The following is a 26,158-nucleotide window of genomic DNA, read 5'->3' on the forward strand; positions in this document are numbered from 1 at the left end:
GCAATGGCAGGGCGCGCGCAGCGGCGCTCTGCAGATGCAGGCCGACCCCGGGCAGTTGCGCCTGGCACCTGTGTTCCGCCGCCGCGCCGCGCCGCCCGTCACACCGCGGGCCGCCACCCTGGTGCCGGAAACCCCGCAGGCCGCCGCCGCCGCAGCGGCCACGCCCACCGTCACCACACCGATGGTGGTGGCGTGGGAGCGCCTGAGCTGGCAGGCGGGCGCGCTGGACACGCGCGGCCAGCTCACCGGCCTGCCGCTGTCGTGGGTGGACGCGCTGGCCACCGCCGAAGGCGCGCGCAACGGCCCGCTGAGCCAGTCTGGCCTGGGCGGCGACGTGGTGTTTGACGGTGCCTGGGACCTCTCCCTGCCCGCCGACGCCAACACCCCGCCGCGCCTGACGGCCCAGCTGCAGCGCCGCAGCGGCGACCTGTCGGTGCAGACCGATGGCGCGTTCGACGAAAACACCACCTCCACCCAGCGGCTGCAGACCGGCATCCGCGAAGCGCGGCTGAACGTGGAAACGCAAGGCAGCAATGTGCTCGCCCGCCTGCGCTGGGACAGCGAGCGCCTGGGCCTGGCCACCGCCGACGTGAGCACCACCCTGAGCCCGCCCAATGGCGAACAGAACGCCTGGCACTGGCCCGAGCAGGCACCCTTGCGCGGCACCCTGAAAGCCAACCTGCCGCAAATGGGCGTGTGGTCGGCGCTGGCGCCCCCAGGCTGGCGCGTGCGCGGCTCGCTGGGCGCCGACCTCACGCTCGGCGGCACGCGCGACAAGCCCCTGTTCAACGGCTCGCTCAACGCCGACGACCTCGCCCTGCGCTCGCTGGTCAACGGCATCTCGTTCTCGCGCGGGCAACTGCGGGCCACGCTGGCGGGCGAACGCATCACCATCGAGCGCTTCTACCTGCAGGGCCGGGGTGGCGCCGACAACGGCGGCACGCTGCTGGCCAGCGGCGTTACCGAATGGCGCAACGTGACGGTGGACGGCCAGCCCCGCCGCCAGCCCTACGTCAACCTGCAAGCCACCGCCACGCGGCTGAAGGTCTCCACCCGCGCCGACCGCCTGCTCACGCTCTCCGGCCAGCTACAGGCCGAGCTCACCGGCGCGGCGCTGCAACTGCGCGGCCAGCTCACCGCCGACGAAGCCCTGTTCATCCTGCCCGACGAGTCCACCCCCAGCCTGGGTGCGGACGTGATCGTGCGCGGCACCGAGCGCCCGCTGGAAGACCCCAATGCGTTTCGCGTGCAGCCTGACGTGCTGGTCGACCTGAACCTGGGCGAGAACTTCGAGGTGCGCGGCCAGGGCCTGCAAACGCGGCTGAGCGGCCAGCTCAATCTGCGCAGCACACCCGCCGCGCCCACGCCGCGCATCATTGGCGAGGTGCGCACGGTGCGCGGCACCTACCGCGCCTACGGCCAGCGGCTCACCATCGAAACCGGCGTGCTGCGCTTCAACGGCCCCTACGACAACCCCACGCTGGACATCTCCGCCGTGCGCCCCAACACCACGCAGCGCGTGGGTGTGCTCATCAGCGGCAGCGCACAGGCCCCACGCGTGCGGCTGTTCTCCGATCCCGAATTGCCCGACAGCGAAAAACTCGCCTGGCTGGTGCTGGGCCGCCCGGCCAGCGGCGCGGGCGCCGAAGCGGCCGTGTTGCAGCAGGCCGCGCTGGCGCTGCTGTCGCGCAACGGCGGCAACCTGGACGGCGGGCTGGCCGGTGCTTTCGGGCTGGACGAGCTCTCGTTCGCCGGCAGCGGCACCAACGCCGACGGCACCACCACGGCCGCCGCGCTCACGCTGGGCAAGCGCCTGTCCAACAAGCTCTACCTCACCTACGAGAGCAGCCTGGCGGGCGCGATGGGCACCGTGTCGATGTTCTACGACCTCTCGCGCCGCGTGACGGTGCGCGCGCGGGCGGGTGAAGAGAACGCGATCGACCTGATCTTCACCACGGCATACGACTGACCCCCGCGCCGCGGCGCAGGCGCGTCACCCCCTTTCAGGGGGCAATGCCTGCGGCCTGGCGGAGCCAGTTCCGCGGCATTCTGGAAGGGAGACTCTTTCGCTCCGGAGACGCTCAGGCGGCCTCGGCGACCGCCGTCTGGTTGGCGGCGATGCGAATCTCGCTCTCGGCGGTTTCCAGCGCCTGGGCCTTGGCATCGGGGCCCATGGCCACGCCTTCGGCGCGCACGAAGCGCACGTCGGTGATGCCGAAGAAGCCCAGCACGGTCTTGAGGTACGTCTCCTGGTGCTCCATGGCGCGGCCGCCTTCGCTGGTGGAATACACGCCACCGCGTGTGATCGCCACGATCACCGTCTTGCCGCCGGCCAGGCCCTTGGGGCCTTGCTCGGTGTAGGTGAAGGTGCGCCCGGCCTGGGCCACGCGGTCGATCCAGGCCTTGAGCTGGGTGGGGATGGTGAAGTTGTAGAGCGGCGCGCCGATCACAACCACGTCAGCGGCCAGGAACTGGCTCACCAGCGCTTCCGACAGCGCGTTTTCCTGGCGCTGCGCTTCGGTGGCGGCGGCCTGGCCGGTGCGGAAACCCAGCGCGTCTGCGCTCAGATGCGGCACCACGCTGGCCGCCAGGTCCAGGCGCTGCACTTGCGTGCCGGGGTGCGCGGCCACCCACGCCTCCACGGTGCGGGCGGTGAGCTGGCGGGAAACGGACTGGTCGCCGGTGATGGCGGAATCGATGTGAAGCAGTTGCATGGAGATCTCCAGTTGAGGGGGAGCCACGCTGGGTGGCCATGGATAGATTGTGATTTCGATGCCAATCCTTGATAAGTCAGTCGATTCACGACACATCGTTCCATAATTAGAACGATTGAAAGGAGCCAAACCATGCAGGACCTGAACGACATGCTGCTGTTTGCCGAGGTGGTGGAGCGCGGCGGTTTTGCGGCGGCGGGCCGCGCGCTCGGGCTGCCCAAATCGCGCCTGTCGCGCCGCGTGGCCGGGCTGGAGGCGCAGCTGGGCGTGCGCCTGCTGCAGCGCACCACCCGCAAGCTCTCGCTCACCGACGTGGGCGAGACCTACCTGCGCCACTGCCAGGCGCTGCGCGAATCGGCCCAGGCCGCCGCCGACGCGGTGGCCAATGCCCAGACCGAGCCGCGCGGCACCATCCGCGTGGTGTGCCCGGTCACGCTGGCGCAAACCGTGCTCGCCGACGTGATGCCGATCTACCTCGCCCGCCACCCGCAGGTGCGCGTCGAGATGGAGGTGAACAACCGGGTGGTCGATCTGGTGAAGGACGGCGTGGATGTCGCCTTGCGCGTGCGCCTCACGCTGGAAGACAGCGGCAGCCTGGTCGTCAAACGCCTGGACGAAGCGCACTCGGTGCTGGTGGCCAGCCCGGCGCAGCTGGCGCGCCAGGGCACGCCGACCACGCTGGAAGAAGCCAGCCGGCTCGACAGCGTGGCCATGTCCGCCGTCGACGGCACCGCCAGCATTCGCCTGACCAGCCCGCAGGGCCGAGAGGCGGTGCTCACCTACCGGCCTCGCTACGTGGCCGACGACCTGCTCACCCTCAAGAGGGCGGTGCTCGCCGGCAGCGGCATGTGCTGGCTGCCCGACTACATGTGCGAAGACGAACTGCGCGACGGCCGCCTGGTGCGCCTGCTGCCCGACTGGACCACGCCCGTGGGCGTGGTGCACGCGGTGTTTGCGTCGCGCCGCGGCATGACGCCGGCGGTGCGCAGCTTTCTCGATTTCCTGGGGGAATACCTGCCGGCGTGCAGCGAAGTGCTGCGCCGTGCTGCGCCCTGAAGCGGCAAGGCCCGCCCGTACAATGCGGGCTCTTTTCGCCGCCATAGTTCAATGGATAGAACGAGCGCCTCCTAAGCGCTAGATACAGGTTCGATTCCTGTTGGTGGTACCAACTGGCGGATGGCTGCGGCACAGACTCTGCTGACACCCATGGCGCTTCTCGGTGCCCGCTCTCGCAGCGGGGCGATGCGCCTGCATGCACCTGCGCCATGCCAGCCGCTCCGGCCCTACGATCCTGCCCATGTGCCCACCGCTCCAACGCCGTGAATTCGTGCAGCAGTTGCGCCAGCTCGGCCTGGCTCCTGGCGACGTGGTGATGGTGCACGCCTCCCTCAAGGCCATCGGGCCGGTCGAGGCCGGCGCTGCCGGTATCGTCCAGGCGCTGCAGGACTGCCTGGGCCCCGGTGGCACGCTCATGGCGTATGTGTCGTGGGACCGCTCGCCCTACGAAGAGACCTTGAACGGTGCCTCGCTCGACCCCGCGGCGCGACTCGCCTGGCCCGCGTTTGATCCAGCCGATCCCCGCACGGGCACCGAGCCCGGCTTCGGCCGGCTCAATGCGTTCATCTGCAGCGCGCCGGGCGTGCTGCGCAGCGCGCACCCCGATGCCAACATGGCTGCCCTCGGTGCGAGGGCGCGCGAACTGGTCGGCGAGCACCCGCTGGACGAAGGCTACGGCCCGGGCTCACCGCTGGAGCGCTTCGTGCAGTTCGGTGGCAAGGTGCTGCTGCTCGGCGCACCGCTGGACGCCGTGACGGTGCTGCACCACGCCGAGGTGCTGGCCAACATCCCGCACAAGCGTCGCGTGCGGTACGAGCAGCCCGTGCTCGATGCGCGGGGCCACAAGGTGTGGCGCGTGGCCGAGGAGTTCGACACAAATGGCATCCTCGACCAGTTCGCGCAGGACGGTGCGATGGACGCGGTGGAAACGATCGCCCGCGCGTATGTGGCCGAGGGCCGCGGCCGCACCGCTCGGGTGGGCGGGGCCACATGCCACCTGTTCGATGCGCAGGATCTCGTGCGTTTCGGCCAGGCCTGGCTCGAACGCCACTTCGGCTGACCCGCCTCAGCGCAGCATGGCGTAGCCCAAGCCAATGGCCGCCACCAGCCCCACCGCATCGGCCACCAGCGCACACGCCAGCGCGTGCCGCGCGTGCTGGATGCCCACACTGCCGAAGTACACCGCCAGCACATAGAAGGTGGTTTCGGTCGAGCCCTGCACGATGGCCGCCAGGCGCCCGGGGAACGAGTCCACGCCGTGCACCTGCATCACGTCGATCATCAGGCCGCGCGCGCCCGCGCCCGACAGCACTTTCATCAGGCCCACGGGCAAGGCCGGCAGGAAGTCGGTGTTCCAGCCCATGGCCGCCACCGCTGCGCCAATACCCGAGAGCAGGAAGTCCATGCAGCCGGCGGCGCGAAACACGCCGATGGCAATCAGGATGGCGATGAGGTACGGCACGATCTGGATGGCCACGCCAAAACCTTCCTTGGCGCCGTCGATGAAGGCGTCGTACACGTTGATGCGCTTGAACGCGCCGGCCAGCACGAAGACCATCACCACACTGAGGATCACGCCCGCGCCGGTGGCGCCGGCCACGCGCGCGGCCTCTTCGGCTGGCAGGCGCGCCAGCGCGGTCACGGCCGCCGCCAGCAGCGCACCCACCGCGAGCACCGGCAGCAGAAAGCGCGGCCGCCACAGCGGCAGGCGCTGGCACACCGCCACCGCCAGCACACCGGCGAGCAACGAGATGAAGGTGACCAGCAGCACCGGCAGAAAGATGTCGGCGGCGTTGAAGCCGGCGCCCAGCCCCTGCTTGAGCGCGATGCTTTGGCGAATGGCAATGACCGAGGTGGGAATCAGCGTCAGCCCGGCGGTGTTCATCACCACGAACATGATCTGCGCGTTGCTCGCGGTGCCCGCGGGCCCGGTGTTGAGCGTCTGCAGTTCGCGCATGGCCTTAAGGCCCAGCGGCGTGGCCGCGTTGTCCAGGCCGAGCAGGTTGGCCGAGATGTTCATGGTCATGGCGCCCTGCGCGGGGTGGCCCTGCGGCACGCCGGGAAACAGCCGGCGCAAGAGCGGCCCGGCCAGGCGCGCGAGCAGCTCGATCATGCCGGCGCGCTCGCCCACCCGCATGAGCCCGAGCCACAGCGCCATCACCCCGGCCAGGCCGAGCGAGATCTCGAAGCCGGAGCGTGCGCCGTCGAACATGGCCGTCATGAGCGCCTGCAAGATGCCGTGCTCGCCGAGCAACCAGCGCACCACGGCGGTGGCAAACGCCACGGTGAAGAAACCGATCCAGACCCAGTTGAGTGCCATGGCGGTCGATGGTAGCTGGTACGTCATCCAGGGGCATCGAGGGTCCGGCTCCGCCGGCGCAGGGGGGTGCTCACAGATACAGCCGTTGCGCCAGCGTGTCGCGCGCGCGCAGCAGCATGGGCAGGAAGGCGTCGCGAAACTCCGCCATGCCCATGCGCTCCAGCCCCACCGCAATGCTCATGGCCGCCACCACCTGTCCCTGCCGGTCGTGCAGCGGCACCGCCATCGAGCGCACGCCGATTTCGAGCTCGCCTTCGTTGCTCGCGTAGCCCTCTTCGCGGCAGCGCTCCACCAGCTCCAGCACACGCGGCACGCTGTACACCGTCTTGGGAGTGAGCGGCACGCGCCGCATGGCCCGCACGCGCGCCGCCGCGTCTGCCGGCGGCAGGCCCGCCAGCAGCACGCGGCCCAACGCAGAGCAATAGGCCGGCAGGCGCGAGCCGATGCCCAGCCCCAGGCTCAGGCTGCGCCGCGCCGTGGAGCGCGCCACGATGATCGCGTCGCCATCCAGCAGCTGGCCGAGCGACGCCGACTCGCGCGTGCGCTCCGACAGCGCATCGAGCAGCGGCTGCGCCAGCGACGGCATGGGCCGCGAAGACAGATACGCCTGGGCCACCAGCAACGAGCGCGGCAGCATCCAGAAGCGCTTGCCGTCGCCATCCAGGTAGCCCAGTTGTTGCAGCGTCAACAAGGAGCGCCGCGCCGAGGCGGGCGACACATCGGTCAAACGCGCCACCTCGGACACGGTCAGCCGGCTGTGCTGGCGACCGAAGCAGGTCAGCACGTCCAGCCCCTTTTGCAAAGACGCCACGAAATTGCGGTCGCCGGCCTTGTCGTTCGTCAAGGATGGGGTTTCATTTTTGCGCATAGCGCAAATCTAGCTTGTTTGCGCCCGGTGTGGACACGACACTCTGCGCCTCACACCACACAACGGAGACCCACGATGTCACTGCATTCCTTGGCCCGCGCCGGCGCGGCGCTGGTCCTCACCGCCTGCCTGGCCAGCCAGGCGCTCGCGCAAACCCCCGGCCTGCTCAAGCTTGTCGTGCCCTTCCCGGCCGGCGGCACGGCCGACGTGCTGCCGCGCATCCTCTCCGAGAAGCTGCGCGCCCAGTACCCGGCCGGCGTGGTGGTGGAGAACCGCACGGGTGCGGGCGGCAACATCGGCGCCGAATCGGTGTTCCGCTCGGAGCCCGATGGCCTCACGCTGCTGGCGTCACCGCCCGGGCCCATCGCGATCAACCACCACCTGTACAAGAAGCTGTCGTTCGATCCCACGCGCTGGGTGCCGGTCACGGTGATGGCCACGGTGCCCAACGTGCTGGCCGTGAGCACCAAGGTGCCTGCACAAAACGTGGCGGAGTTCATCGCCTACCTCAAGGCCAACCCGGGCAAGGTGACCTACGCCTCGCAGGGCAACGGCTCCACCTCTCACCTCACCGCGAGCATGTTCATGCAGCTCACCGGCACCGAGATGGTTCACGTGCCGTACCGCGGCACGGCGCCCGCGCTGGTGGACCTCGTGGCAGGCCAGGTGGATGTGTTCTTCGACAACCTCAGTTCTTCTGCGCAGTTCCACAGCGTGGGCAAGCTGCGCATCCTGGCCGTGGCCGACACCGAGCGCGCCAAGGTGCTGCCGCAGGTGCCCACGTTTGTCGAATCCAAAGTGCCCGGCATGAACGCGGTGACGTTCTTCTCGGTGGTGGCGCCGCCCGGCACGCCGCTGGCCGTGGCCACCAGCGCCCAGAAGGCCATTGCCGACGCCATGGCCCTGCCCGATGTGAAGGCCCGCTTTGCCGAGCAAGGCGCCGAGCCGCGCGGCTGGTCGCCCGAGCGCACCGGTGAATTCATCAAGGCCGAGTCCGAGCGCTGGAACAAGGTCATCAAGAGCGCCAACGTGACGTTGGAGTAACAGGACACACCATGCAGGAGCAACCGATCCACTGGCGCAGCGACGCGCTGAACCGCATCCCCTACGCGCTGTACAGCGACACGCAGGTGCCCGAGCAGGAGCAGCAGAAGATCTTCCGCGGCCCCACCTGGAACTACCTTTGCCTGGACGCCGAGCTGCCCGAAGAAGGCAGCTACCGCACCACGTTCGCCGGCCTCACCCCGGTGGTGGTGGTGCGCGATGCCGGCGGCGACATCTACGCCTTCGAAAACCGCTGCGCCCACCGCGGTGCGCTGATCGCGCTGGAGAAATCGGGCAAGGCCGAGAACTTCCAGTGCGTGTACCACGCCTGGAGCTACAACCGCCAGGGCGACCTCACCGGCGTGGCGTTCGAGAACGGCGTGAAGGGCGCAGGCGGCATGCCGCCGGACTTCTGCAAGGAAGACCACGGCCCGCGCAAGCTGCGTGTGGCGGTGTTCAGCGGCCTGGTGTTCGGCAGCTTCTCGGACGACGTGCCCAACATCGAGGACTACCTCGGCGACGAGATCTGCCAGCGCATCGAACGCGTGATGCACAAGCCGGTGGAGGTGATCGGCCGCTTCACCCAGGCCCTGCCGAACAACTGGAAGCTCTACGTGGAAAACGTCAAGGACAGCTACCACGCCAGCCTGCTGCACATGTTCTTCACCACCTTCGAGCTCAACCGGCTCTCGCAGAAAGGCGGCGTGATCGTGGACGAGTCCGGCGGCCACCATGTGAGTTACTCGATGATCGACACCACCGCGGCCAAAGACTCGTCCTACAAGGACCAGGCCCTGCGCTCGGACAACGACCGCTACCGCCTCAAGGACCCCACCCTGCTGGCGGGCTTCAAGGAGTACGAGGACGACACCACGCTGCAGATTCTCTCGGTGTTCCCGGGCTTCGTGCTGCAGCAGATCCAGAACTGCCTGGCCGTGCGCCAGGTGCTGCCCAAGGGCGTGGACCGCACCGAGCTGAACTGGACCTACTTTGGCTACACCGACGACACGCCGGAGCAGCGCAAGGTGCGCCTGAAGCAGGCCAACCTGGTGGGGCCGGCGGGCTTCATCTCGATGGAAGACGGTGCCGTGGGCGGCTTCGTGCAGCGCGGCATTGCGGGCGCGAGCGATCTGCAGGCCGTGGTGGAAATGGGCGGTGACACCACCGGCTCCAGCGACGGGCGCGCCACCGAAACCTCGGTGCGCGGCTTCTGGAAGGCCTACCGCCACCACATGGAGGCCAGCGCATGAACGACCTGTTGTCCATTGCCGCCTTCAACGCCCGCTATGCCCAGGCCATCGACAGCGATGCGCTGGAGACCTGGCCGGCCTTCTTCACCGAAGACTGCCACTACCGCATCACGCACGTGGAGAACGAGCAGGATGGCCTGGCCGCCGGCATCGTCTACGCCGACTCGCGCGCCATGCTCGAAGACCGCATTGCCGCGCTGCGCGAAGCCAACATCTACGAGCGCCAACGCTACCGCCACCTGCTCGGCCTGCCGCTGGTGACCGCGCAGGACGGCGCCACCACCACGGCCAGCACGCCGTTTCTGGTGGTGCGCATCATGGCCACCGGGCAGAGCGAGGTGTTTGCCACCGGCGTCTACAACGACCGCTTCGTGCGCGAAGGCGACGGGCTGCTGCTGGCCGAGCGCGTGGCCGTGTGCGACAGCACCGTGACCGACACGCTCATGGCCCTGCCGCTGTGAACACCACCACTGCCGCGCCCCGGCGCCTCGCCCTGGCCACTGGCGACCCCAACGGCATCGGCCCGGAGATCGCCATTCAGGCGCTCGCCGCGCTTGACGAAGCACAGCGCGGACGCATCACCCTCTTTGGCCCGGGCGAGGTGCTGCAGCGCGCTGCCCACCTGTGCGGCCATGCCGCGCTTTGGCCGCGCCTGTCACACGTCGAGGCGGGCACGCTGGACATGGGTGCCGCCATACCGGGCCGCGTGGACGCTGCGGCCGGCGCATCCACCGTGGCGTCGGCCACGGCGGCGCTGCAGGCCTGCCGCGCGGGTGCGTTTGACGCCGTCATCGCCTGTCCGCACCACGAGACCGCGATCCACCAGGCCGGCATCGCCTTCAGCGGCTACCCCTCGCTGGTGGCGCGGGTGTGCGGTGTACCGGAAGACGATGTGTTTCTGCTGCTCGTCGGTGGCGGCCTGCGCATCCTGCATGTCACGCTGCACGAAAGCGTGCGCCATGCGCTTGACCGCATGAACCCGGACCTTGTGCAGAAGGCGGTGTCGGCCGGCGTGCGCGCCTGCCAGTTGCTGGGCGTGCCGCGCCCGCGCATCGGCCTCTTCGGCATCAACCCGCATGCCTCGGAAGGCACGCTGTTTGGTCGCGAAGACGAGGCCATCACGGTGCCCGCCGCGCAGGCCCTGCGCGCCGCCGGGCTGGACATTGAAGGCCCCACCGGCGCCGACGCCCTGCTCTCGCAACGCCGGCACGACCTGTACGTGGCCATGCTGCACGACCAGGGCCACATCCCCATCAAGCTGCTCGCGCCCAACGCCGCCAGCGCCCTGAGCATCGGCGCCGACGCCCTGCTCTCCAGCGTGGGCCACGGCAGCGCCATGGACATTGCCGGGCGCGGCATCGCCGACCCCACCGCGTTGCTGCGCACGATCGCGCTGCTCGGTGGCCTGCCCACCCCTTCTTCTGCCGCCCCATGAGCCACCAGATTGCCCTTGAATCGAGCGACGTGACGTTCGCCTGCGACCCCGGCCAGAGCGTGCTCGACGCCGCCCTCAAGGCCGGCATCGAGCTGCCGTACTCCTGCCGCAAGGGCGTGTGCGGCAACTGCGTGGGCGGCGTGGCGCAGGGCGAAGTGACTGGCATGGGCGGTGCTGCCACCACCAGCGAAGCCTGCGGCCCCGGGCAGGTGCTCTACTGCCTGTGCACACCCACCAGCGACGTGGTGCTGCGCCCCGCGTCGTGGCGGCGCGTGGACCCTGCGGCGCGCAAGACGTTCAAGGCCAAGGTGCACAGCCACGAGCTGGCCGCGCCCGACGTGTCGGTGTTGCGCCTGCGCCTGCCCACCGGCCAGCGCGCGAAGTTCCAGGCCGGCCAGTACCTGCAGATCCTGCAGGACGACGGCAGCGCGCGCAGCTACTCCATGGCCAACCCGCCACAGGAAAACGACGGCGTCACCCTGCACATACGCCATGTGCCGGGCGGCCTGTTCACCCAGCGCGTGACGCAACTGGTGACCGGTGACTTGCTCACCATCGAGCTGCCGTTCGGCCACGTCGAGCTCGCGCCCGACGACCTGCGGCCCATCGTCTTCGTGGCGGGCGGCACCGGCTTTGCGCCGGTGAAATCGCTGCTCGACGACATGCTCAAGCGGCGCGTGCAGCGCGAGATCACGCTGATTTGGGGCGCGCGCACGCCCGAAGGCCTGTACCTGCCCGCAGCGGTGGAACGCTGGCAGAAACAATGGCCCGGCTTTCGCTACATCGCCGCCTTGAGCGATGCGCCCGCAGGCCCGGGCGGTTTCGCAGGCCGGGCGGACGACGCGCTGCGCTCGCTGGGTGCCGACCTGAACGGCCACATCGTGTACTGCTGCGGCTCACCGGCCATGGTGACCGCCGTGCGGGCGGCGGCCCTGGCCCAAGGCGTGCCGCCCGGCGACTTTCACGCCGACGTGTTCGTGCCCGGCCCGCAAACCGCCACACCTGTCCAAGCGCCCCTCTGAAAAAAGGGGCCATGCGTGTCGAAAACGCGCCGCTCCGTTCGTCGTTCTTCTTGCCAACCCAGCCCGGTCTCCACCGGGCCCCATCCACCCTGCAAGGAGATCCCCATGCCGACCCAGCTCAGCGCCTACCTCTCGTACGACGGCAACTGCGCCGAAGCCATGACGTTCTACGCCGAGGTGCTCGGCGCGAAGCTTGAAGCCCTCATCACCTACGGCCAGATGCCGGGCGGCGAGCCCGTGCCGCCCGAGATGGCCGACCGCGTGATGCACGCCTACCTGGTGCACCCGGACTTCGCGTTGATGGCCGGCGACGCACCACCCGGTGTGCCGTTCACCGGCATCCAGGGCTGCATGATGGCCATCACCTTCCCCACCGTGGCCGAGGCCACGCGCGTGTTCAACGCGCTGGCCGAAGGCGGCAAGGTGGGCATGCCGCTGGCAGAGACCTTCTGGGCCGACACCTTCGGCATGGTCACCGACCGCTTTGGCACGCCTTGGGGTGTGAATGGCGGGCCGAGGGCGGTGGGGTAGATCCCCCTGCGCCGCTGTGCGGCTTCCCCCTCTCTGGCGCGCCGGCGGCGCTGGGCGGGGGACGGCACCTTGGGCCGGCGTAGCCGGACCCTCGGTGCCCTTGGTGGGTGCTGTCTCAGGCCAAGACCAGGCTCAACTCAAAGCTGGCCTTCGCTCAATGTGTCGAGCTGGAAGCGGCCGCTGCGGTCCCACAGCCAGGTGTCGACGTACTGCACGCGGCTGAAGCCGGGCGAGGGGAATGGCGCGGCGGCGCGCACCAGGCGCTCGATCTCGGCCATCACCTCGGGGGCGTGGCTTGGTCCGCGCAGCCAGCGCGTGGCGCCCACGCGCCCGCCGGGCAGCACCTCGATCTCGAGCACGCCGATGGCGTACAGCATGGGCGGCAGCTTGCCCTGGTGGATGCGGTCCGGGTACTTGCGGTAGAGGTGGGTGGCCGCCTCACGCTTGTAGGCCGGGCTGGCGCGCGCCTCGCCGGGCAAGGGCGCGCGCGAGGAACAGGCGGCCAGGAACGCAGACACGCTGGAGAGCGCGGCCAGCGACAGCAGGCGGCGGCGCGCGGGAGCAGGTACAGATGTAGGTACAGGTGCGGGTGCGGATGGGGTCATGGCGGCATTACACCAGCCGGCCCGCAGCGCCACAAGGCGGCGCAACACCCGCTTACCGCTGTCGCAATGTCCGGCTCAGCAAGATCACCGGCACCAGCCCCACCAGCACCAGCGTGAGCGCGGGCAGGGCCGCTTCGCCCAGGCGCTCGTCGCGCGCGAGCTGGTAGGTCACCACGGCCAGGGTGTCGCTGTTGAAGGGGCGCAGCACCAGCGTGGCGGGCAGCTCCTTCATCACGTCCACAAACACCAGCAGCAGCGCCGCCGCGGTGGAGCGCTTGAGCAGTGGCCAGTGCACGCGCGCCGCCAGGCCCACCCCGGTGGTGCCCAGCATGCGGGCCGAGTCGTCCAGGCTGGCCGGGATGCGCGCATAGCCGCTCTGCATGGACTGCAACGCCACGGCCGTGAAACGCACGAGGTACGCCCACACAATGCCCAGCGCGGTGGCCGTGATCCAGTAGCCGACGCTGGACTCGGGCCGCACGGCCTGCACCCAGCCCACGGGCAGCAGCAGGCCCACCACGATCACCGCACCCGGCACGGCATAGCCCAGGCTGGTGAGCTGCACGACCCCCCGCGTGACACGGCCCGGCCGCACCCGCTGCGCGAACGCCAGCGCCAGGGCGATCGCCGTGGCCAGCGCGGCGGCGAGGCCGGCCAGCCAGATGCTGTTGCGCGACCACTGCAGGAAGGCCGTCCAGGGCAGCTCGTCCCAGCCACCAATGAGCGGGCGCAGCATGAACAGCACCGGCAGCACGAAACCAAAGGCAATCGGCAGCGCGCACACCACCACCGCGAGCGCGGCCCGGCCAGCGCGCAGGCGCGCCGGCTGGGCCTCGGCACTGCCCGCGCGCTGGCCACGCAGGGTGGCAAAGCGCATGCGGCGCTGGGCACGGTGCTCCAGCCAGAGCAGCAGGCCCACGGTGGCCAGCAGCACGGTGGCGAGCTGGGCGGCCGCCAGGCGGTTGTCCATCGACAGCCAGGCCTTGTACACGCCGGCGGTGAAGGTCTGGATGCCGAAATAGCTGGCCACGCCAAAGTCGGCCAGGGTTTCCATCAGCGCCAGCGCCACACCGGCGGCCACCGCCGGGCGCGCCAGCGGCAGCGCCACCTCGCGGATGCGGCGGGCCAGCGGCGCACCGAGCAGGCGCGCGGCTTCCATGAGCTGCGCCGCGCGCTCGGAGAGCGCGGTGCGCGCCAGCAGGTACACGTAGGGATACAGCGAGAAGGTGAACACCCAGACCGCGCCCGGCGTGCTGCGGATCTCCGGGAACACGCGGCCACTCAGGCCAAAGCTCTCGCGCAGCCCCACCTGCAGCGGGCCACCGAACTGCAAAAAGTCGGTGTACGCATAAGCCACCACATAGGCCGGCATGGCCAGCGGCAGCAGCAGCGCCCATTCAAAGAACCGGCGCCCGGGGAAGTCGAACAGCGTCACGGCGCTGGCCGTGGCCATGCCCACCACCGCCACGCCCACCGCCACGCTCACGCACAGCACCAGCGTGGTGAGCGCGTAGGAAGGGAGCACGGTCTGCGCCATCTGCGACAGCACGTCCTGCGCGACGGCGTCGAACTGGAACCACGACGCGCCCAGCGACAACACCGGCAGCGTGAGCAGCAGGGCGAGCAGGATCAACAGGGCGGGGGCCAACCAACGCAGCATGGTCAAGGGTTTCAGCAAGTGAGGGGCCTTTGACCCGCGTCAACACAAATGAGAATTGTAGTTATCTACAATGACCTTCCATGTTCCTCAACGTCTCCCAACTCAGCGTGCGCTACGCCGGCCTGGCCCAGGCCGCCGTGGACGGCGTCTCGCTCGGGCTGCGCGCGGGCGACATTGGCGTGCTGATCGGGCCTTCGGGCTGCGGCAAGACCACGCTGCTGCGCGCGGTGGCGGGCCTGGAGCGCGCCAGCAGCGGCAGCATCACGCTCGAAGGCGACACGGTGAGCGACGGCAAGACGCACATGCCCGCCGAAGACCGCCGCATCGGCATGGTGTTCCAGGACTACGCGCTCTTCCCCCATCTGGACGTGGGCCGCAACATCGCCTTCGGCATCCACCGCCTGCCGCGCGCCGAGCGCGAGGCGCGCGTGGACGAGGTGCTGCGGCTCGTGGGCCTGGCGGGCATGCAGGGCCGCTTCCCGCACGAGCTCTCGGGCGGGCAGCAGCAGCGCGTGGCGCTGGCCCGCGCACTGGCGCCGCGCCCTCGCCTGCTCTTGCTGGACGAACCTTTCTCCAACCTGGACGTGGACCTGCGCGAACGACTCGCGCACGAGGTGCGCGGCATCATCAAGGCCGCTGGCGCCACCGCGCTGTTCGTCACGCACGACCAGCTCGAAGCCTTTGCCATTGGTGACGTGATCGGCGTCATGCACGAAGGGCACCTGCACCAGTGGGACGACGCCTATGCGCTCTACCACCGCCCGGCCACGCGTTTCGTGGCCGAGTTCATCGGCCACGGCGTGTTTGCGCCCGCGCAGATCCGCATGAATGGCGACGGCGTGTCGGTGCAGACGCCGCTGGGGCCGCTGCACGACGTCGAGGAATGCCCGCTGCCCACGGCCTACGATGCCGGGCTGTGCGATGTGCTGCTGCGCGCCGACGACATCGTGCACGACGACGATGCGCCGGTGAAGGCGCAGATCCTGCGCAAGGCGTTTCGCGGTTCGGAGTTCCTCTACACGCTGCGCCTGGCCAGCGGCGAGGTGCTGATGACGCACGTGCCCTCGCACCACAACCACGCCGTGGGCGAGTGGATCGGCATCCGCGCCGAGGTGGACCACGTCGTCACCTTCGAGCGCGGCTCGGGCGCGAGCTCACCGCCCGCGCCCGGTGTGGCGCGCCCGCAGGCGCTCTAGGCCTTCAGCGCAGCGCCGCGCGCAGCGGCGGCAGGCGCGAAATCACCAGCCAGTCGAGCAGCAACACGGCCACCAGCACCGCGCCGGTGAGCGGGAAGGCCAGGGCCACCGCACACATCACCACCGCACCACCCTTCCACAGCGCGGGCTCGCGCGGCGCAGGCGGCGCCACCAGGCGCCACTGGCCCTTGGGCCGGCGCTTCCACCAGATCACGACGCCACTCACGCACAGGAACACGATGGCGAGGCAGAACAGCACGTTGAGCACGGCATTCCACAGCCCCAGGTCGCCCTGGTGCAGCGCAATGCCCACCGCCATGGCCTTGGCCAGCAGCGGGTAGTCGGCAAACGCGGCTTCGGCCAGCACGCGCCCGCTGTAGCGGTCCACATGCACCGTGCGGTCTTGCGTGGGGTTGCCCAGGTCGCCGCTCATGGTGTCGGCCGAGATCGTGAACACGCCGGTGTCGGTCTGCGGCAGCTGAATGTGGTGCTGACCCGCAAAACCCAGCTGCTTCGCCAGTGCGGCCACGGTGTCCAGGTTGACCGGCTGGCCCGCGGGCACACCCACCGCGCCCGCGCTGGAGCCCGAGGCGGGCAGCGGCGTTTTCTCCAGACCCCAGGGCACCTCGTGCTGGCCGGCGGCGTTCAGCGTGGCGTGCGTGGCGTCCGACAGCGGCACGGCGTCCCACTTGGCGGCCGGGAAGCTGTTCCAGGGCTGCACGAACTTGCCGCCCCAGATGCCCGCCCAGGACAGACCCGTGAGCAGGAACATGAGCAGCACCGCGCTCAGCCAGAAACCCGCGCTCGCATGCAGCGAGCGCCACCACTGGCGACCCTTCAGGCGCAGATCCGGCACCAGCACCTGCGCCCAGCGTGTGCCGCCACGCGGCCACCAGAGGTACAGGCCGGTGACGATCATCACGATGGCCAGGCCGGAGGCGATCTCGATCAGCCGGTCGCCCACGTCACCGATCAGCAAGGTGCCATGGATCTTCTGCGCCCAAGCAAACCAGGTGTCGTCCTTGTTCACCAGTTGCAGCACCTGGCCGGTGTACGGGTCCACGGCCACCGCTTCATTGACGCCATCGCGCGCCACCACAAACCAGCTGGCGTGCTCGGGCGTGGGCGGCGCCACGTATTCGCGCAGCGCGGCTTGCGAGCGCAGCGCCATCACGGCCTGCGCCTGCTGGCTCACCGGCAGGGGCGCGCGGTCGGCCACGCTCACCGTCACGGCAGGGCCCAGGCGGGTCTGGAAGCCCGTGAAGAACACCATCACCAGCCCGGTGAGGGCCAGCATGAGCAGAAAGGGCACCACATACAGGCCGGCATAGAAGTGCCAGCGCCAGGCCACGGCGTGAAATCGGGACGGCCTTGTCCCCGCGTCCGCGTGGGACGCGCGTTCAACGTTTGCCATGGCCACCTCAGTGTTTGTGCTGGCTGTGGTCGCCACCGGCCGCAGCCGGTGCTGCGCCGCCTGCGGCGGCACCGCCGAGCGGGCGGGCCGTGGCCTTGATGTCCAGCGTGCTGCGCTGACCGTCCTTGCCTTCGAGCACCAGCGTCACAGGCACCACGTCGCCGGCCTTCACCTGGCCCTTGAGGTCGAGCAGCATCACGTGGTAGCTGCCGGGCTTGAGCTCCACGGTCTGGCCGGCGGGCAGCGCGAGGCCTTTGACTTCGCGCATGCGCATGACGTCTTTTTCCATCGCCATTTCGTGGATCTGGGTCACGCCCGCGATGGGGGAACGGGCCTCGACCACGCGTGTGTCGGCCTTGGCGGTGAGCTGCATGAAGGCGCCAGTGGACTTTTGCTGCGCCACGGTGGCGCGCACCCAGGCGTCTTTCACTTCAACGTTGGCGGGGGCTTGGGCCCAGGCGCTGGCGGTCACGGTCAGCAGGGCGCAGAGAAACAGGTTTTTCATGAGAAGGGCCTTTCAAGGCATCTGAATGGGCATCGGCCGACCCGGGGCACAAGGCTGCGGGGTCGGAGAAAAAACAACGCAGGTGGCGCACCCTTCAAAAAGGGCGAACGCCTCACACCAGCGGTGGAGCGCGAGGCGGCGCAGCAGGCCAGAAGGTGGCGAATGAAGGGGGACTTGGCGGCACCTGCGGCACAACGGCCACGGGCGCGAGCAAGGGGGTGAGCGTTTGTGCAGGGGGCAGACCGGTGGCGCCATGCAGGTTGCACCACGGGCAGTGGCGCGACGCATCCGTCATGGATTCGCTGGCGTCGCCCAGCGCGCGGTCGCCGTCGATGGCATCGGCCTTGAGCCAGACCATGCCGCTGGCGCTGCACACCTGCACCCAGCCCGCCCCGCCCTGGGAGGCCACCACCGCCTGCGCCACCGTGGGCGCCAGCGCGCCCAGCACCATGGCGAGCATGGCAAGCCAGGTGGCACATCGGCGGGTGGTGCGGGTCAGAAACATGGCGCGCCAGTTTATCAGCGGGGTCGCGTCAACTGCGGGACGCGCCGGCAAGACCACCCGCGACTACGATCACCGCACAACCACCACAGGAGACCTCCATGCTCACCCTCTGCGGCTTCTCGGCCAGCAACTACTACAACAAGGTCAAGCTCGCCCTGCTCGAAAAAGGCGTGCCCTTCACCGAAGAGCTGGCCTGGGTCGGCGAGACCGAACTGGCCTGCAGCCCGCTGGGCAAGGTGCCTTACCTCAAGACCGACCAGGGTTCGCTCTCGGAGTCCACCGTGATCCTGGAGTACCTCGAAGACGCGTACCCCCAGGTACCGCTGATGCCGAAGGACGCCTTCCAGGCGGCCAAGGTGCGCGAGCTGGTGCGCTACATCGAGCTTCACCTGGAGCTGGTGGCGCGCAACCTGTACCCGGAAGCGTTTTTCGGTGGCAAGGTGAGCGACACGGCCAAGGAAAAGATCGGCCAGCAGCTGGAGAAGAACGTGGCGGCGTTCAACCAGCTCACGACCTACGCGCCCTTCATCGCGGGCGATCAGTTCACCCTGGCCGACTGCGCCGCGGCGGTGCACCTGCCGCTGGTGAGCAGCGCCACCAAGATCATCTTCGGCCGCGACTTCCTGGCCGACACGCCCGCGCGCGACTACCTGAAGAAGCTGGGCGAGCGGCCTTCGGTGCAGAAGGTCAACGAAGACCGCAAGGTCAACACGGCGCTGATGCTCAGCCGCAACAAGCGCTGAGGCGGCTCCAGCGGTCAGCCCAGGCCTGACGCGGCGGCGGCCGCGTCAGGGGAAGCGCCGCACCAGCTCCACGCCCACGTACACCGAGCGCCCTGGCCCGGGTTCGAAGAAGCGGTTGTTGCCCTCGTTGACGATGACCGAGCCCGCGTGTGCGCGGTCGGTCACGTTGTCGATGCGCAGGAACTCGCGCCACGTCCAGTCGCCCCGGTTCTGCTCGAAGCGCACGCCGACGTTGAACAGCGTGCTGGCGGCGGTGGCGTCGGTGTTGCGGTCGTTCACGGCCATGCGCCCGGTGTGCGTGGCCTCCAGCGTCCACACGCTGTTGGCCCAGCCCGGCTCCCATGCCAGCTGCAGGTAGGCCTGCTGCTTCGCCAGCCCCGGCAGGCGGTTGCCGGCGGCCACCGGCACGTTGGGCGCAGCGCAGGGTGAGGCGGTGCAGGTGAGGAAGCCGTCGCGGTAGCGCGCGTCCATCCAGGTGTAGGCCGGCGTGATGGTGACCGGGCCCCACTGCATCACGCCCGAGAGCTCCAGCCCGTGGCGGCGTGTGCGTCCGGCGTTCTGGAACGTGGAGCGACCTCCGGTGTTGGACAGCACCACGATCTCGTCCTGCGTGCGCGTCTCGAACAGGGTGGCGCTCCAGCTGCCCCAGCCCTGGCGGCCCCGCAGCCCGGCTTCGGCGCTCAGGCTGCGCGAGGCATTCAGCGCCGGGTTCAGGCCCGTCTGCCCGCCGGTGCGGTAGGCCACTTCGTTGAGCGTGGGCGTCTCCAGGCCGCGGCCCACGCTGGCAAACGCCTGCAGCTGCGGCGTGAGCTCGCGGCGAATGCCGAGCACGGGGCTGAAGCCGTCGTATTGCGTGGCACCGCTGTCGTCCGGGTTGCCGGCAGCGATGTAGCGGTCGGCGGAGGTGAAGCGCACGCGCGAGTGCCGCAGGCCGGCCGTGAGCGTGGTGGCCGCTGTGCGCCATTCGGCCTGGATGTAGGGGTCGAGCGTGCTGGCGCGGTTGGTCTCGTCGCGGCGCAGCCGGCCCTGCACGCCCAGTGTGGTGCCCACGAAGTTTTCAAAGCCCAGACGGTCTTCGGTCTGCCGGTCCGAGGCCAGGCCCGCCGCCACGGTGAGGCGGCCACTGTCGTAGGTGCGGTCCAGCCGCCAGCGCGCGTTCCAGCCCCAGTAATCGCGGTCCAGGTCGATCACGCCGCCCGCGCTGCCCGGCGGCGTTTGCGCGCCCGTGGGAATGGCCTGGAACTGCCGCACGGCGCGCTGGCCGCCGTAGCCCAGCAGTTCGATGCGGTGGCCCTGGCCCAGAGCCTGTTCCCACGCCAGTCCGATCTGCGTCTGCGACACGCTCTTGCGCGTGTTGAACTGCGTGGCGGAGGCGGTGGTCTGTTGCGGGTCGGCGTCGAACTCGGCGCGCGTGAGGCCCAGCGGGTCCAGCGCCAGGCTGCTCTGGCGGTTGAGCAGCAGCACCGTGCGCCCGCCGTCGTGGGCACGGGTGAGCTTGAGGTTGCCCGTGCTGCGCGAGGCGGCCGACTGGGGCCGCTCGCCGTCGGTGGCGAACTTGCCCGCGTCCAGCGTGTATGACCAGCCGGGTTGCGCCGGCGTGCCGGTCTGGCCGCTGAGCTGGGTGGACAGGCGCCACAGGCCGTTGGACCCGGCGGCCACGCCGGTGCGCCATTCGGTGGGGCGCGCGCCGTCTTGTGTGTAGAGCGCGATCACGCCACCGGCAGACGCGCCATACAACGCCGAAAACGGCCCGCGAATGACCTCGACGCGGTCGGCGCTGCCGATAGGAAAATTCGCCGCCTGGCCCTGCCCGTCGGGCGCGCTGGCGGGGATGCCGTCCACATACAGGCGCACGCCGCGCACGCCAAACGGCGCACGGGCGCCATAGCCGCGCACGGAAATCTGCAGGTCTTGCGCGTAGTTCTGGCGGTTGCGCACCACCAGCCCGGGCACGCGCGCCAGGCCTTCAGACAGGTTGATCTGCAACTGCCCCGCGCGCAGCTCCTCCCCGTCCACCACCTCGACCGAACCCGGCGCCAGCCAACGCTGCTGCCACGCGCTGTCGCCCGTGATCACCACCGGCGCGAGAGCGCCGGCGGTGTCTTCGCGCTCACCGGCGGTTTGCGCAAACGCGCTGCCGATCACCATCAGCTGCATCGCGGCGATCACCGGTCGCAGCATCGCAGCCAGCGGGCCAGCCGCCGGGCCGCCCCCAAGGCAGGCCCAGCCCCCCCGGGGGGCAGCGACCCGCGCAGCGGCGGAGCGTGGGGGCAACTCCCCCGCGAAGCGGTGGAGCGTGGGGGCGCTAATTTTTCGGCCGAATGGCATCGGCCGTGCCCTGGATGAATGCCTTGATCTTCTGGACATCGTCTTGAGTGAGTTTGCCCGTGAAGTCTGGCATGCCGCGCGCGGTCGCCGGGCCGTTGAACAGGAACTTGTCGAGGTTGTCGATGTAGCCCGCGTCCATGTAGCCCAGGTTGGGGATGTTGCCGCCGCGGTCCACGCCCGGCACGCCGTGGCAGAACACGCAGTTGCTCACGTACAGCGCGGTACCGGCGGGCACGTGCGCGGGGTCGTACTTCACACCGGCCACGAGCTTGCCGAGCTGGTAGTTCACGAAGGCCGGTGGCTGGGCCTTGCCGCCCACCGCGAAGGTGTAGACGGTGCCCGGGCCCTGGCGGTCGGTGGCGCGCTGCGCCAGGCCATACACCCCGCCCCAGCCCACGGCGATGGACACGTACTGCTTGCCATCCACCAGATACGTGGAAGGTGCGGCAATCACGCCGGTGCCGGTGGGCGTTTCCCAGAGCTTCTCGCCGCTGGTGGCGTTGTAGGCGATGAAGCGGCCGTCTGCCGTGCCCTGGAACACGAGGTTGCCGGCGGTGGTGAGCGTGCCGCCGTTCCACGGCGAGATCTGTTCCTGCGTCCAGCGCGCTTCCTGCTTCACCGGGTCCCAGGCCACGAGGCGGCCAAACGGCTTGCTGGTGGGCGCTTCCACGTTGGCAAAGTTGGCGGTGTTCCAGCCCATGTTGGAATGCGGCTCGCCGGGGCGCACGCCGTTGAACTTCCAGTCCTTGTTGTCCATGAGCGTGAGCGGCACGCCCTGCACGGGCATATAGACCAGCCCGGTGGCGGGGTTGTACGACATCGAATGCCAGTTGCGCGCGCCGAAGGCGCTGGGGATGATTTCACGCGGCCGGTCGCCGGTGCGCGCGATGGCGGTCTCGATCGGGCGGCCGTTCTTGTCGTAGCCGGTGGCCCAGTTCACATCGACAAAATTCTTGGCCGAGATGAACTTGCCGGTCTTGCGGTCGATGACGAAGAAGAAGCCGTTCTTGGGCGCGTGCAGGATCACCTTGCGCGGCTTGTTGTCGACCTGGATGTCGGCCAGGATCATGGGCTGCGTGGAGGTGTAGTCCCAGTTGTCGCCCGGGGTTTCCTGGTAGTGCCACACGTATTTGCCGGTGTCGGGGTTCAGCGCCACGATGGAGGCGAGGTAGAGGTTGTCGCCACCGGCGGGGCTGCGCTTGTCGCGCTGCCAGGGCGAGCCGTTGCCGGTGCCGATGTACATGAGGTTGAGCTCGGGGTCGAAAGCCATGGCGTCCCACGCCGTGCCACCGCCACCGGCTTCCCACCACTTGCCGGCCGGGTCCCAGGTCTTGGCGGCCTTGGCCATCGACTCGTCTTCAAACGGCTTGCTCGGGTCGCCCGGCACGGTGAACCAGCGCCATTTCTGGTCACCGGTCTTGGCGTCGTACGCGGTGATGTAGCCGCGCACACCGTACTCTGCGCCGCCGTTGCCGATGATCACCTTGCCCTTGAAGACGCGCGGTGCGCCGGTGATGGTGTAGCTGAACTTGCGGTCGATGATGGTGTCCTTCTCCCACACCTTCTCGCCGGTGGCCGCGTCCAGCGCGATCAGGCGGCCGTCGTACGCGGCCACAAACACCTTGCCCTCGTGCAGCGCCACGCCGCGGTTGACCACGTCGCAGCAGCCCTTGTAGCCGGCTTCGCGCGGCACCTTGGGGTCAAACGTCCAGATGCGCTTGCCGGTGCGCACATCCACCGCATGCACCACGCTCCAGGAAGCGGTGACGTACATGATGCCGTCCACCACCAGCGGCGTGGACTCCACGCCGCGCGACGATTCGAGGTTGTACGACCAGACCAGCCCCAGCTCTTTCACGTTGGCGGTGGTGATCTGGTTCAGCCTGGAGTGGCGCGTCTCGGCGTAGTCGAGGCCGTAGCTGGGCCAGTCCGGCGTCTTGCTCGCGTTGCTCTTCATGAAGCTGGCGTTGACCTTGCCCACGGCGGCCTTGATGTGGGCGGGCGAGCCCTTGGTGGGCGCCTGGGCGAACGCCGTGCCGCAGAGCGCCAACGCGGTGAGCAGGCAAGCGGCCGCGCGGCACCGGGCGGCTGCAAGTGGAGTCGGTTTCATGGGTGTCTCCTTGTACGGCCGGCAGCGCGCAGGCCTGTGGTGGGGGCTGCTGGCGTCAAGCGGGCCTGACCCAGCTTCGCCATCTTCTGCCGCTGTGGTTCGCGATTCATCTTCGGGATTTCCCTGAACCCGATGTGTTCCGGCGTGGAACACATGGCCCACCGCACCCCCTGCGTGAGGCAAGGGCTTACCCGCATGCCCGCCCGGGCAGATGAACGGGATACTGAAAAGCGGAGACGCCCAGCAGGACAAGAACATGCCCCACACCCCCCACGGGCAGGCGACCACGCCGCGCCAGCTTTTCTTCCAGACCGCCGAGCAGCGCACCGCGCTGGCGCGGCAGCGCTTCTTTGACGAAGGCACCCGGCCCTCAGGCCTGGTGGGTGAAGCCGTGATCCAGTCGTGGCTGCGCTGCGCGTCCGCGCGCCAGCGGCCGGGCGACATGGTGAGCTTCGAGCAGGTCACGCGAAGCCGCGCCCACGCCAGCCTCAACCGCAACCGCCAGCTGCTGCAGGCCGGCAACCTCGAACTCACCCACATGGAAGCGGCGCTGGCCGGCACCGACTGCCGGGTGCTGCTCACCGACGCCCAGGGCGTGGTCATCCACGCCACACAGCTGCCCCCCACGAGCCAGCAGCCCCTGCTCAAGACCGCCTCGCGCGTGGGCGTGAACATTGCCGAGAGCCACATCGGCACCAACGCGCCCGGCATCGTGGTGCGCACCGGTGAGGCCTGCACTGTCACGGGCGCCGAGCATTTCTTCCAGTGCCTGCAGTCCATCCACTGCGCGGCCGCGCCCATCCGCGACATCCACGGTCAGCTCGCGGGTGTGCTGGACGTGTCCATCGAGGCCGGTCAGTTTCATTTCGACGCCGCCTCGGTGGTGGGCATGTACGCAACCACCATCGAAAACCGCTTGCTCCAGCTGCAATCGGTCGAGCACCTGGTGCTGCACTTCCAGGCCAGCCCCACGCTGCTGGGCACGCCCATGGAAGCGCTGGCCGGGGTGGACGCCAGCGGGCGCGTGCTCTGGCTCAATGGCGCCGCGCGCCGCCTCACGGGCTGCCGCATGGAGGGCCGGCACATGGTGGACGAAGTGTTCGGCACCACGCTGGACCGACTGCTCGCCCTGCCGCGCCAGAGCCAGGTGCAGACCCAGCACTTGCCCAACGGGCTGGGCGTGTGGATGAAGGGCTCGCTGACCACCCGCGACGGTGCCGACTTCAAGCACGGCGTGGCTGTGTCGCGCTCCGCGCCACCTGCGCCGGTGGAGCCCCTGTCGGTGGCGACCGATGCGCCCGAGGCGCAGGCCGCCCCCATCGCAGCCGCCATGGATGCGGTGGGCGATGCCGTGTCGCAGGCCACCCTGCTCGACCACAAGCAAAGGCTGATCGAAACCACGCTGGCCGCGTGCGGCGGCAACATCGCGAAGGCGGCGCGCGCACTCGGCGTCTCCCGCGGCATGCTGTACCGGCGGTTGCAGAAGGCGCGGGTGCCCGAATCCCCCTGAAGGCGCTACAGCGAGGCCGGGCTTAGCGCGCGAGCAGGCGCGCGATCTCGTCGCGCAGGTCGTTCGCCCAGACGCGGCGGTCGCGTCCCTGGTCGTGCTGCGGTTCGCCGTAGCGCACCACGGCCTGCAAGCCGTCGGCGTTGAGCGTGGCCCAGATCGAGCCGAGCAGCGTGGTCTCGCCCACGAAGATGGGCGCGGGGTGCGGTTCACCGCTGTCGCTGCGCACGAAGCGCAATGCAATGGGCAGCACCGGTGCGCGCGCGGCAATGGCGGCTTGCAGCAGATTGGCGTGAAACGGCAGCAAGGCCTGGCCGTCGCCGGTGGTGCCTTCGGGGAACACCGTGAGGATGTCGCCCAGCTCCAGGCGCTCGGCCATGTGGTGCACCATGCGCATGGCCGCGCGCCGGTTGCCGCGCTCCAGGTACAGGGTGCCCGCCCCGGTGATGAGCGAACCCAGCAGCGGCCAGCGCTCCGCGTCCGCCTTGGACACAAACCGGCTCGGGCGGGCGGCGTTCATGACGAGGATGTCCAGCCACGACATGTGGTTGGCCACCTGCAGCAGCGGCCCTTGCTCGGGCGGCGTGCCCTGCACCACCAGCTCCACGCCCATGATGAGCAGCATGCGGCGCGTCCACTCGCGCACCACCAGCTCCGTTTGCGGTGGCGTGAGCCGGCCGAACTCGGTGCGGATGATCCACAGCCCACGCACCACGTGGGCCGTGGCGCGCAGGCCGCGCCAGAGGGCGCGCAGCGGTTTCACGCGGCCACGGCCCCGTGGTCGGCCAGCTGGTGCGCCACCTGCCCACCGACCAGCGTGGCGCGCACACGCACGGGCAGCTCATGACCCCCAAACGGCGTGTGCTTGCCCTGGCTGCGTAACGCATCGGGCTGCACCGTCCAGCTCGCGTTGGGGTCGAAGACGCAGAGGTCGGCGACACCACCCACGGCGATGCGGCCCACGCTGGCCTGCAGCGTGCCCAGGCTCGCGCCCAGCACCGACTGCGGGCCGCTGGTGAGCACGCCCAGCGCCTGCATGAGGCCCAGGCCGTCCTGCTGTGCCCATGTACAAGCCAGGCCCAGCAGCAGCTCCACTGCGGTGGCGCCGGGCTCGGCCTCGGCAAACGGCAGGGTCTTGGCGTCGCTGTCCACCGGGTTGTGGTCGGACACCAGCGCGTCGATGGTGCCGTCGGCCAGGCCGGCGCGCAGGGCATCGCGGTCGCGCTGCTGGCGCACCGGCGGCTGCAGGCGCAGGCGGCTGTCGTAGAAGCCGATGTCCACATCGGTCAGGTGCAGGTTGTGCACGCTCACGTCGCAGGTGACAGGCAGGCCCTCGGCCTTGGCC

General features: G+C 69.6%; 24 protein-coding genes and 1 tRNA gene. 13 read left to right on the forward strand and 12 right to left on the reverse strand.

Annotation, left to right across the window (positions count from 1 at the left end):
* The coding region (locus KXJ60_RS00640) for a translocation/assembly module TamB domain-containing protein (protein WP_291123345.1) at positions 1-1,969 on the forward strand (1,969 nt) is incomplete at its 5' end.
* A gap of 112 nt (positions 1,970-2,081) precedes the next feature.
* Here KXJ60_RS00640 and KXJ60_RS00645 read toward each other — a convergent pair.
* Positions 2,082-2,714: an FMN-dependent NADH-azoreductase gene (locus KXJ60_RS00645; RefSeq protein ID WP_291123346.1), complete on the reverse strand. Its 633-nt coding sequence runs from the start codon at positions 2,712-2,714 to the stop codon at positions 2,082-2,084.
* 132 nt (positions 2,715-2,846) lie between these two features.
* Here KXJ60_RS00645 and KXJ60_RS00650 point away from each other — a divergent pair, with 132 nt between their 5' ends.
* The 3 genes from KXJ60_RS00650 (at position 2,847) to aac(3) (ending at position 4,830) form a co-directional block, all read left to right on the forward strand.
* Positions 2,847-3,770: a LysR family transcriptional regulator gene (locus tag KXJ60_RS00650; RefSeq protein ID WP_291123349.1), complete on the forward strand. Its 924-nt coding sequence runs from the start codon at positions 2,847-2,849 to the stop codon at positions 3,768-3,770.
* Between the two features lie 37 nt (positions 3,771-3,807).
* Positions 3,808-3,882: transfer RNA gene (locus KXJ60_RS00655), tRNA-Arg, on the forward strand.
* A 129-nt stretch (positions 3,883-4,011) separates the two neighbouring features.
* A complete protein-coding gene (gene aac(3) / locus KXJ60_RS00660; protein WP_291123351.1) occupies positions 4,012-4,830 on the forward strand; it encodes an aminoglycoside 3-N-acetyltransferase in 819 nt (272 codons plus the stop codon).
* Between the two features lie 6 nt (positions 4,831-4,836).
* Here the strand turns inward: aac(3) and KXJ60_RS00665 are convergent, their stop codons facing one another.
* Positions 4,837-6,090 (reverse strand): spore maturation protein, encoded by a 1,254-nt coding sequence (locus KXJ60_RS00665; RefSeq protein WP_291123354.1) that lies wholly within the window; start codon positions 6,088-6,090, stop codon positions 4,837-4,839.
* A gap of 70 nt (positions 6,091-6,160) precedes the next feature.
* Positions 6,161-6,934: an IclR family transcriptional regulator C-terminal domain-containing protein gene (locus KXJ60_RS00670; protein WP_291123357.1), complete on the reverse strand. Its 774-nt coding sequence runs from the start codon at positions 6,932-6,934 to the stop codon at positions 6,161-6,163.
* 99 nt (positions 6,935-7,033) lie between these two features.
* Between KXJ60_RS00670 and KXJ60_RS00675 the strand changes: the two genes are divergently transcribed.
* The 6 genes from KXJ60_RS00675 (at position 7,034) to KXJ60_RS00700 (ending at position 12,240) form a co-directional block, all read left to right on the forward strand.
* The gene (locus KXJ60_RS00675; RefSeq protein ID WP_291123359.1) at positions 7,034-8,002 is read left to right on the forward strand and encodes a tripartite tricarboxylate transporter substrate binding protein; all 969 of its coding nucleotides are present in this window, start codon (positions 7,034-7,036) and stop codon (positions 8,000-8,002) included.
* 11 nt (positions 8,003-8,013) lie between these two features.
* Positions 8,014-9,252: an aromatic ring-hydroxylating dioxygenase subunit alpha gene (locus tag KXJ60_RS00680; protein ID WP_291123361.1), complete on the forward strand. Its 1,239-nt coding sequence runs from the start codon at positions 8,014-8,016 to the stop codon at positions 9,250-9,252.
* A complete protein-coding gene (locus tag KXJ60_RS00685) occupies positions 9,249-9,713 on the forward strand; it encodes an aromatic-ring-hydroxylating dioxygenase subunit beta (protein ID WP_291123363.1) in 465 nt (154 codons plus the stop codon). Before KXJ60_RS00680 ends, KXJ60_RS00685 begins: the two co-directional genes overlap by 4 nt.
* Positions 9,710-10,687, forward strand: a complete 978-nt coding sequence (locus KXJ60_RS00690) for a 4-hydroxythreonine-4-phosphate dehydrogenase PdxA (RefSeq protein ID WP_291123366.1) — start codon at positions 9,710-9,712, stop codon at positions 10,685-10,687. Before KXJ60_RS00685 ends, KXJ60_RS00690 begins: the two co-directional genes overlap by 4 nt.
* The gene (locus KXJ60_RS00695) at positions 10,684-11,709 is read left to right on the forward strand and encodes a 2Fe-2S iron-sulfur cluster-binding protein (RefSeq protein WP_291123367.1); all 1,026 of its coding nucleotides are present in this window, start codon (positions 10,684-10,686) and stop codon (positions 11,707-11,709) included. Before KXJ60_RS00690 ends, KXJ60_RS00695 begins: the two co-directional genes overlap by 4 nt.
* A 105-nt stretch (positions 11,710-11,814) precedes the next feature.
* Entirely contained in the window at positions 11,815-12,240 is a 426-nt protein-coding gene (locus tag KXJ60_RS00700) for a VOC family protein (protein ID WP_291123369.1), read from the forward strand.
* A gap of 137 nt (positions 12,241-12,377) precedes the next feature.
* Here the strand turns inward: KXJ60_RS00700 and KXJ60_RS00705 are convergent, their stop codons facing one another.
* Both KXJ60_RS00705 and KXJ60_RS00710 read right to left on the reverse strand, forming a co-directional pair.
* Positions 12,378-12,845, reverse strand: a complete 468-nt coding sequence (locus tag KXJ60_RS00705; protein WP_291123371.1) for a hypothetical protein — start codon at positions 12,843-12,845, stop codon at positions 12,378-12,380.
* Between the two features lie 52 nt (positions 12,846-12,897).
* Positions 12,898-14,505 carry an iron ABC transporter permease gene (locus KXJ60_RS00710; RefSeq protein WP_291123373.1) on the reverse strand — a complete coding sequence of 536 codons (1,608 nt, stop codon included), beginning with the start codon at positions 14,503-14,505 and terminating at the stop codon, positions 12,898-12,900.
* A gap of 80 nt (positions 14,506-14,585) precedes the next feature.
* Between KXJ60_RS00710 and KXJ60_RS00715 the strand changes: the two genes are divergently transcribed.
* On the forward strand, positions 14,586-15,701 hold the full coding sequence (locus KXJ60_RS00715; protein WP_291123374.1) for an ABC transporter ATP-binding protein: 1,116 nt from the start codon (positions 14,586-14,588) through the stop codon (positions 15,699-15,701).
* Positions 15,702-15,705: 4 nt separating this feature from the next.
* Here the strand turns inward: KXJ60_RS00715 and KXJ60_RS00720 are convergent, their stop codons facing one another.
* From KXJ60_RS00720 to KXJ60_RS00730, 3 genes are all read right to left on the reverse strand, one after another.
* Complete coding sequence (locus tag KXJ60_RS00720; RefSeq protein ID WP_291123376.1) at positions 15,706-17,115, reverse strand: PepSY domain-containing protein; 1,410 nt, start codon at positions 17,113-17,115, stop codon at positions 15,706-15,708.
* Between the two features lie 7 nt (positions 17,116-17,122).
* Positions 17,123-17,620: a copper chaperone PCu(A)C gene (locus KXJ60_RS00725; RefSeq protein ID WP_291123379.1), complete on the reverse strand. Its 498-nt coding sequence runs from the start codon at positions 17,618-17,620 to the stop codon at positions 17,123-17,125.
* A 112-nt stretch (positions 17,621-17,732) separates the two neighbouring features.
* Entirely contained in the window at positions 17,733-18,125 is a 393-nt protein-coding gene (locus tag KXJ60_RS00730; protein ID WP_291123381.1) for a DUF2946 domain-containing protein, read from the reverse strand.
* 98 nt (positions 18,126-18,223) lie between these two features.
* Between KXJ60_RS00730 and KXJ60_RS00735 the strand changes: the two genes are divergently transcribed.
* Complete coding sequence (locus KXJ60_RS00735; protein WP_291123383.1) at positions 18,224-18,868, forward strand: glutathione S-transferase; 645 nt, start codon at positions 18,224-18,226, stop codon at positions 18,866-18,868.
* Between the two features lie 45 nt (positions 18,869-18,913).
* Here KXJ60_RS00735 and KXJ60_RS00740 read toward each other — a convergent pair whose 3' ends face one another.
* Together KXJ60_RS00740 and KXJ60_RS00745 are read right to left on the reverse strand one after the other, a co-directional pair.
* On the reverse strand, positions 18,914-21,049 hold the full coding sequence (locus KXJ60_RS00740; protein ID WP_291123385.1) for a TonB-dependent receptor: 2,136 nt from the start codon (positions 21,047-21,049) through the stop codon (positions 18,914-18,916).
* A gap of 124 nt (positions 21,050-21,173) precedes the next feature.
* Positions 21,174-23,306 (reverse strand): PQQ-dependent dehydrogenase, methanol/ethanol family, encoded by a 2,133-nt coding sequence (locus KXJ60_RS00745; protein WP_291123386.1) that lies wholly within the window; start codon positions 23,304-23,306, stop codon positions 21,174-21,176.
* 256 nt (positions 23,307-23,562) lie between these two features.
* Here KXJ60_RS00745 and KXJ60_RS00750 point away from each other — a divergent pair, with 256 nt between their 5' ends.
* Entirely contained in the window at positions 23,563-24,816 is a 1,254-nt protein-coding gene (locus tag KXJ60_RS00750) for a helix-turn-helix domain-containing protein (RefSeq protein ID WP_291123388.1), read from the forward strand.
* Between the two features lie 22 nt (positions 24,817-24,838).
* Here KXJ60_RS00750 and KXJ60_RS00755 read toward each other — a convergent pair whose 3' ends face one another.
* Positions 24,839-25,576, reverse strand: a complete 738-nt coding sequence (locus KXJ60_RS00755) for a lysophospholipid acyltransferase family protein (protein ID WP_291123390.1) — start codon at positions 25,574-25,576, stop codon at positions 24,839-24,841.
* Positions 25,573-26,158: amidohydrolase family protein (locus KXJ60_RS00760; RefSeq protein ID WP_291123392.1), on the reverse strand; the 586-nt coding region annotated here is incomplete at its 5' end. The genes KXJ60_RS00755 and KXJ60_RS00760, both read right to left, overlap by 4 nt.

The sequence above is a fragment of the Hydrogenophaga sp. genome (assembly GCF_019264445.1).
Lineage (GTDB): Bacteria > Pseudomonadota > Gammaproteobacteria > Burkholderiales > Burkholderiaceae_C > Hydrogenophaga.

Coding starts and splice junctions, on each gene's coding strand:
- KXJ60_RS00645 (WP_291123346.1), bottom strand. CDS start 2,714: ATGCAACTGCTTCACATCGATTCCGCCATCACCGGCGACCAGTCCGTT.
- KXJ60_RS00650 (WP_291123349.1), top strand. CDS start 2,847: ATGCAGGACCTGAACGACATGCTGCTGTTTGCCGAGGTGGTGGAGCGC.
- KXJ60_RS00665 (WP_291123354.1), bottom strand. CDS start 6,090: ATGGCACTCAACTGGGTCTGGATCGGTTTCTTCACCGTGGCGTTTGCC.
- KXJ60_RS00675 (WP_291123359.1), top strand. CDS start 7,034: ATGTCACTGCATTCCTTGGCCCGCGCCGGCGCGGCGCTGGTCCTCACC.
- KXJ60_RS00680 (WP_291123361.1), top strand. CDS start 8,014: ATGCAGGAGCAACCGATCCACTGGCGCAGCGACGCGCTGAACCGCATC.
- KXJ60_RS00685 (WP_291123363.1), top strand. CDS start 9,249: ATGAACGACCTGTTGTCCATTGCCGCCTTCAACGCCCGCTATGCCCAG.
- KXJ60_RS00695 (WP_291123367.1), top strand. CDS start 10,684: ATGAGCCACCAGATTGCCCTTGAATCGAGCGACGTGACGTTCGCCTGC.
- KXJ60_RS00700 (WP_291123369.1), top strand. CDS start 11,815: ATGCCGACCCAGCTCAGCGCCTACCTCTCGTACGACGGCAACTGCGCC.
- KXJ60_RS00705 (WP_291123371.1), bottom strand. CDS start 12,845: ATGACCCCATCCGCACCCGCACCTGTACCTACATCTGTACCTGCTCCC.
- KXJ60_RS00710 (WP_291123373.1), bottom strand. CDS start 14,505: ATGCTGCGTTGGTTGGCCCCCGCCCTGTTGATCCTGCTCGCCCTGCTG.
- KXJ60_RS00715 (WP_291123374.1), top strand. CDS start 14,586: ATGTTCCTCAACGTCTCCCAACTCAGCGTGCGCTACGCCGGCCTGGCC.
- KXJ60_RS00720 (WP_291123376.1), bottom strand. CDS start 17,115: ATGGCAAACGTTGAACGCGCGTCCCACGCGGACGCGGGGACAAGGCCG.
- KXJ60_RS00725 (WP_291123379.1), bottom strand. CDS start 17,620: ATGAAAAACCTGTTTCTCTGCGCCCTGCTGACCGTGACCGCCAGCGCC.
- KXJ60_RS00730 (WP_291123381.1), bottom strand. CDS start 18,125: ATGTTTCTGACCCGCACCACCCGCCGATGTGCCACCTGGCTTGCCATG.
- KXJ60_RS00735 (WP_291123383.1), top strand. CDS start 18,224: ATGCTCACCCTCTGCGGCTTCTCGGCCAGCAACTACTACAACAAGGTC.
- KXJ60_RS00740 (WP_291123385.1), bottom strand. CDS start 21,049: ATGCTGCGACCGGTGATCGCCGCGATGCAGCTGATGGTGATCGGCAGC.
- KXJ60_RS00745 (WP_291123386.1), bottom strand. CDS start 23,306: ATGAAACCGACTCCACTTGCAGCCGCCCGGTGCCGCGCGGCCGCTTGC.
- KXJ60_RS00750 (WP_291123388.1), top strand. CDS start 23,563: ATGCCCCACACCCCCCACGGGCAGGCGACCACGCCGCGCCAGCTTTTC.